The organism is Kitasatospora sp. NPDC047058 (assembly GCF_040643935.1).
Taxonomy (GTDB): domain Bacteria; phylum Actinomycetota; class Actinomycetes; order Streptomycetales; family Streptomycetaceae; genus Kitasatospora.
The window spans coordinates 1-6,338 of the sequence record NZ_JBEYVJ010000375.1 but is presented as its reverse complement, the minus strand read 5'-3'; the positions used below and the strand labels follow the sequence as shown (position 1 = coordinate 6,338).

Annotated in this window: 4 protein-coding genes and 1 pseudogene; all 5 read right to left on the bottom strand. The window is 74.6% G+C overall.

Going from position 1 to position 6,338, the window contains the following annotated elements; all coding sequences use genetic code 11:
- Nucleotides 1-350, bottom strand: a 350-nt coding sequence (locus tag ABZ885_RS33180; RefSeq protein WP_360197007.1) for a GntR family transcriptional regulator, incomplete at its 3' end; no start/stop codon positions are given.
- 311 nt (nucleotides 351-661) lie between these two features.
- Nucleotides 662-1,594 (bottom strand): NAD(+) diphosphatase, encoded by a 933-nt coding sequence (gene nudC, locus ABZ885_RS33175; protein WP_360197004.1) that lies wholly within the window; start codon nucleotides 1,592-1,594, stop codon nucleotides 662-664.
- A 78-nt stretch (nucleotides 1,595-1,672) separates the two neighbouring features.
- On the bottom strand, nucleotides 1,673-3,085 hold the full coding sequence (locus ABZ885_RS33170) for a dipeptidase (protein WP_360197001.1): 1,413 nt from the start codon (nucleotides 3,083-3,085) through the stop codon (nucleotides 1,673-1,675).
- A gap of 176 nt (nucleotides 3,086-3,261) precedes the next feature.
- On the bottom strand, nucleotides 3,262-6,150 hold the full coding sequence (locus tag ABZ885_RS33165; protein ID WP_360196998.1) for an ABC transporter permease: 2,889 nt from the start codon (nucleotides 6,148-6,150) through the stop codon (nucleotides 3,262-3,264).
- A pseudogene (locus tag ABZ885_RS33160) lies at nucleotides 6,147-6,338 on the bottom strand (ABC transporter ATP-binding protein); the annotation flags it as partial. The pseudogene ABZ885_RS33160 and the gene ABZ885_RS33165, both read right to left, overlap by 4 nt.

The window sequence follows — 6,338 nt, the reverse complement described above, 5'->3', positions numbered from 1 at the left end:
CCGGCCTGGGGTTCGCGCGGCCCGGCCTGGGGTTCGCGCGGCGCGGGCGGCAGCGGCCCGGGCGGGAGCGGCGCCGGCGGCAGGGTGGGTCCGTAGGCGCGGTGGTCCAGGACGGGGTGCTCCCGCAGGTAGGTGCCCTTGCCCTGGAGGCGGACCAGCCGGCCCTCGTTGACCAGGACGTCGACGGCCAGCCGGACGGTGTTGCGGGCGACGCCGTACTGGCGTTCCAGTTCGCTCTCGACCGGCAGGGCGGCCTGGGCGGTGAACTCGCCCTCGGCGATCCGGCGGCGCAGATCGGCGGCGAGGCGCTGGTATTTGGGGGATTGGGCGGTGCCCCGGGGGATTGTCACCCGAGTGAATGTAGCGAGGGCGGTGACGCCGTTTCAGCCGATTCGCGCAATGTCGGCCCGGATCGGCGGCGGCCGGCCCGGGGCGGCCGGCGACGGGGCCGGGACGGGTGGCGGAAGCGCTGCAGAAGCAGGCCCCTCCGGATACGAACATACGGCCGCCCGGCCTGCGGGAAATCACCCGCCCTCACCCGTTCGGCCCAGGAATGCCACCGGCCTCCGGGGAAAACCGCCGGGCGGAAGGCCCGACGGAGGGCACGGAAGAAAAATGGGGGGCGCACGGCAATAGGCCGCGCGCCCCCCATTCGCCGGAATTACCAGCGCGCCGCCGAGGGCAGCGGCCCGCCGTACCAGAGTTCGACCAGATGACGGGCGATCGAAATCCCCGACGGCGGCAGGATCTCGCCGGCCGCCATCCCGGCCTTCAGCTCCTCCCGGGAGAACCAGCGCGCCTCGGCCAGCTCCTCCCCGTCCACGGTGATCGCCGTACCGTCCGGGTGGGCCTTGCCCATGAAGCCGAGCATCAGGCTGGACGGGAACGGCCACGGCTGGCTGGCCACGTAGGAGACCTCGGCGACCCGCACACCGGCCTCCTCGAAGACCTCGCGGACGACCGCCTGCTCGATCGACTCCCCCGGCTCGACGAAGCCGGCCAGGGTCGACCAGCGGCCCTCCGGCCAGAGCGCCTGGCGCCCGAGCAGGCAGCGGTCCTGCTCGTCGGTGATCATCATGATCACCGCCGGGTCGGTGCGCGGGTAGTGCTCGGCCGCGCAGGAGGTGCAGCGCCGCACGTGGCCGGCGCCGGCCTTCTCGGTCGGGTGCCCGCAGCGCGAGCAGAAGCTGTGCAGCCGGTGCCAGTGCTCCAGGGCGACGGCGTGCACCAGCAGCCCGGCGTCCCGGTCCGAGAGCAGCGCGCCGACCTCGCGCAGGCCGGCCGGACGGGCGTCGCCGTCCAGCCGCCCGGGCAGGCTCTCGCCGGCCAGCGCGAAGTACGAGACACCGTCCTCGTCGGTGCCGAGGAAGTAGCGGTCCCCGGTCTGCGGCGCCTCGAAGGAGGGCAGCAGCACCAGCTCGGTGCCGCTGCCGGTGTCCACCACGAACGCCTCGCCCCCGGCGATCGGCAGCACCTTGGTGGCCGGGTGGCTCCAGGCCGCCGCCAGCCAGGGCTCGTCGAACCGGTGCTGGGCCGCCCGGTCCACCCCGGCCCGGGCCAGTGCCAGGTTGAGCGGGCGATCGGTCTCAGGCACGGTGCTCACTTCGTTCCATCCCCACGTGATGAGTCAGCTGGATCGGTGGTCGCCCGCCGGACACGGGCGTTGGCGCCGTCAGGCACCGGCATCGCCCGGCCGCCAGTTCTCGGCCAGGTCGGCCCAGAGGTAGGCGGCCGTCTCCACGCCCTTCGCCAGCAGGTCCAGCTCGACCTTCTCGTCGACCGAGTGCCAGCCGTCCGAGGGCACCGAGATGCCGAGGAAGAGCACCGGCGCGCCGAGCACGTCCTGCAGGTCGGCGGCCGGGCCGGAACCGCCCTCCCGGGTGAACAGGATCTGCTGCTCGAACGCCCGCCCCATCGCCCGGACGGTGGACTGCAGCGCCGGGTGGTCCAGCGGGGTCAGGCAGGGCCGGGTCGCCCCCGGGAACACCAGCTCGTACCGGATGCCATCGGGCACCCGCTCGGCCACCCACGCCCGGACCGCCTCCCGGACCTTCTCCACCTCCTGGCCCGCGACCAGCCGGAAGGACAGCTTGAGGTGCGCCGAGGCCGGGACGATCGTCTTGCCGCCGGGGCCGGTGTAACCGCCCCAGATGCCGTTGACCTCGGCGGTCGGCCGGGCCCAGATCCGCTCCAGGGTCGAGTAGCCGGCCTCGCCCCGGGTGCCGTACGACTTGGCGACCCGCAGCCACTGCGCCTCGTCGAACGGCAGCGCGGCGAAGAGCTCGCGCTCCCGCTCGGTCAGCTCGATCACGCCGTCGTAAAACCCGGGGACCGCCACCCGGCGGTCCGCGTCGTGCAGTCCGGCGGCCAGCTCGGCCGCGACCGCGGCCGGGTTCGGCACGGCGCCGCCGAAGGACCCGGAGTGGATGTCGGTGTCCGGGCCGTACAGGTCGATCTGGGCGTCGGCCAGCCCGCGCATGCCGGTGCAGACGGTCGGCGTGGACTCCGACCACATGCCGGTGTCCGAGATGAACACCACGTCCGCCGCCAGCCGGCCGGCCTCGCGGCGGACCAGGTCGGCGAAGTGCGGCGAGCCGGACTCCTCCTCACCCTCGATCAGCAGCTTCAGGTTGACGGCCGGCGCGGTCCGCCCGGTGGCGGCCAGGTGGGCGCGCAGGCCCAGGGTGTGGAAGAACACCTGGCCCTTGTCGTCGGCGGCGCCGCGGGCGAACAGCTGCTTGCCGACCACGGTCGGCTCGAACGGCTCGGTCGCCCAGCCGTCCTCCTTGGCCGCGGGCTGCACGTCGTGGTGCCCGTAGACCAGCACGGTCGGCGCGGACGAGTCCCCGGACGGCCACTCGGCGAAGACCGCCGGCAGGCCGTCCGTCTCCCAGACCTCGGCCACCGGGAAGCCGGTGTCGCGCAGCTTCGCCGCCAGCCACTCGGCGGAGCGGCGCACGTCACCGGCCCGGTCGGGGTCGGCGGAGACCGAGGGGATGCGGAGCCAGTCGGAGAGGTCGGCCAGGAAGGCGGCCTGGTGCTGGTCGATGAAGGAGCGGACGACGCTGTCCGGGGTTCTCGTCATACGGACGACTTTAGTTCGCCCGTGCGGGTGCCCGCCCCGGCCATCCGGCCACCGGTCACCGCCGGGCCTGTAACCTCCGTCACCCCGCCGCCTCCGCCGCCCCGTGGCGGGCCCCCGGCACACCGCCGCCCCCGGACGCGCGGGGCGGCCGGGGGCGGCGGGGACGGGCGGGCCGGTCAGACGGAGCGGCGCAGCAGCGAGATCCGCGAGCGGGTGAGCAGCGCGGCCAGCGCCACCGCGAGCAGCGGCAGGACGACCACGGTGACCCCGACGTTGAGCCACGGGAACACGATGACGCTCCGGTCGGCCAGTTCCTCGGGGGTGGCGCCCGGGTGACCGATCGCGATGCCCTCCACCTTGCGCAGGGCCACGGCCGGCACCACCCCGGCGACGACGCCGAGCAGGGCGCCCATCGCCGCGATCACCCCGCACTGGAAGCCGGACAGGGTGCGGCGGATCCGCGGTGCGGCGCCGACCGCGGCGAGGGTGGTCAGGTCGCGCTGGGAGTCCGCGGCGGCGAGGCCGGTGGCGATGCCGGCCGCGCCGAGCGCGACCAGGCCGGCGAAGCCGCTCAGGGCAAGGGTGACCAGGTCGCTCTCCGACTGGTAGCCGCGCTCGATCTGGAACTGGGTGCCGTCGGCGAGCTTGGCGATCGCCCCGTTCGCCTTCTGCTCGGCGCCGTCGGACGGCGCGGACCCGGGCAGCCAGACCGAACCGGCGTCGCTGAGCGTCAGCCCGAGCCGCTGGGCGGTCTGCGGGCTCATCACGGCCTGTCCGCCGCTGATCGGGACGCCGGCGGTCACCAGCTCGGCGTCGACGGCGACCTGGTGGCGGACCGGCTCGTGCTTGGCGCCCGGCTTCATGGCCGCCGGGTCCATCGGCTCGGTCAGTTCCAGCAGGACCTTGCCGTCCTTGACGTACCTCGGGTCGAAGACGACGACCTTGCCCGCGGCGAGCGCCTGGCCGCCGGCCGGGTCGCCGACGCCGTAGAGGTGGTGCAGCAGGGTGCCGTCGCCGACGGTGAGGTCGCTGAAGGGGCTGCTGCGGTAGGAGACGCTCCCCTTGCAGCGCTCGTCCTCCCGGCGCAGGCGGGTGGCCTCGGCCTCCGAGACCTGGTCGACGTCCTGGTCGTACAGCGGGCAGCGCCGCTCCGGGGGCAGCGCGGTGCTGACGTAGCCGCAGTTCCCGCCGTGGACGGAGCAGTCGTCCTTGTAGCCGGCCTTCTGGACGTCGGCCCGGGTGCCGAGCGCCGGGATGTTGTTCTGCACGGCGCCGCGCAGCTGGGGCAGCATCTTGCCGTCCGCGGCGGCGCCCCAGCCGCTGGCCAGGATGACCGCGTTGGCCGGACCGGCGGCGGAGTACTCGCGGCGCTGCTGCTCGTCGCTGCTGGCGGTGTAGATGCCGACGGCGACGGAGCCCGCCACGGCGGCCATCACGGCGGCGACGGCGGGAGCGGTGCGTCCGCGGTGGCGGACCGAGTCGCGCAGCGCGAGGCGGGGGCCGAGCGGCAGCCAGCGGCCGAGCCGGCCGAACAGGCCGACCAGGTAGGGGGTCAGGGCGACCATGCCGAGCTCGGCGATCACCGAGCCGCCGAGGACGGACATGCTGCGGCTGCCGATGCCGCTGGTCGCGCCGACCAGGGCGAGCGCGGCGCCGCCGGCCAGCATCAGCAGGCCGAGCACGGCGAGCTTGCGGTTCGGCGGCTTGAGCGAGTCGCGGCCGGTGAGCGCGGCGACGACGTCCTGCCGCGAGGCCTGGACTGCCGGGACGACGGCCGCGAGCAGGCCGGTGACCAGACCGATGGCGAGGATGCCGAGCAGGTCGACCGGCTGCAGGTCGAAGTGGCCGAACCGCTTCCCGGCGAACTCCTCGGTCTGGGTGCGCAGCAGCGCGACCAAGCCGACGCCGACGGCCAGGCCGACCGCGGCACCGGTGATGCCGAGGACGATGCCGCCGCCGAGGACGACACCGCGGACGTTGGCCCGGTCACCGCCGCCCGCGGCGAGCAGGCCGAGCTGCCGCCGGGAGCGCCTGGCCCCGACGGCGAAGGCGGGGCCCGCGAGGAGCACGATCTCCAGCAGGGCCATGCCGACGACGGTGGCGAGGATCACGACGGAGGTCTTGTCGAAGTAGCTGCCGCTGCCGCGGTCCCCGCTCCGCTGCTGGTAGAGCGGCACCTCGGAGCGGGGCGGCGGGTCGAGCATGACGGAGCGGGAGGCGACGGTGAGGCCGTACTTGTTGAACTCCGTCACCTTGGGCCAGTCGACGGCCGTGCCCGCCGCGAGCTTGACCAGCCAGCGGTTGGTCTCGCCCTCCCCGGGGATCCGGCCCTTGGCGCGGTCGGCGCCGGGCAGCTTGTCCAGCGGGTCGATGAGCGCGCCGGGGCGGGCGACCAGCCCGGTGGCCTTCAGCTCGCCGGGGTACTCGGCGACGGCGGTGATGGTGTACGGGGTGGCCTCCAGGCCGCGCGGGGACGTCTTGTCGCCGAGCTTCAGCCCGGAGCGGTCGAGGAAGTCCCGGGTGACGGCCACCTCGTGGCCGGCGCTCGGGGCGCGGCCCTCGACCACGTTGATCCGGCCCTTCCAGACCGGGTCGGTGAGGTCGGCCTCGAAGATCTGCACGCTGAGCAGGCCCTCGGCGGTGCTGGTGGAGGTGTAGGGGCCCTGGCGGGCCGGGATGAGCGTGGCACCGGCCGGGAGCAGCTGGCGGATCAGCTCGGCGGGTTCGGTGTCGAGGCTGCGGCGCTGCTCGGGGGTGTACTTGGGCTGCCCGTCCTCCTGCTTGGTCTCGCCGGGAGCCTCGTAGTGCATGTCCTCCTCCGGGTCGGGTGCCTGGAGGAGGACCGCGCCGCGGTCGAGCAGGTGGATCTCGGCGTCGGACTGGCCCATGGTGCGGACCACCCGTTCGACGGGGTCGAGTTCGGCGCTGCGGAAGACCACGTCGGCGCCGGAGACGCCGAGGACGGGCAGCGCGACCATGGCGACGACGAGGGCGCTGCGGCCCTTGGCGCGCAGGGCGTCGCGGCGGGCGATGCGCAGGGCGACCCGCCAGGCGCTGAGCCTCACTCTCCCACCGGGCCCTTCGCGTTGGTGGCCGCGGAGACGAGCAGGCTGCCGGCGTCCTGGCTGACGCTCTCGTCGACCATCCGGCCGTCGCGCAGGAAGACGACGCGGTCGGCCCAGGCGGCGTGGCGGGGTTCGTGGGTGACCATCATGGCGGCGGCGCCGGCGTCGCAGCGGGCGCGCAGGACGGC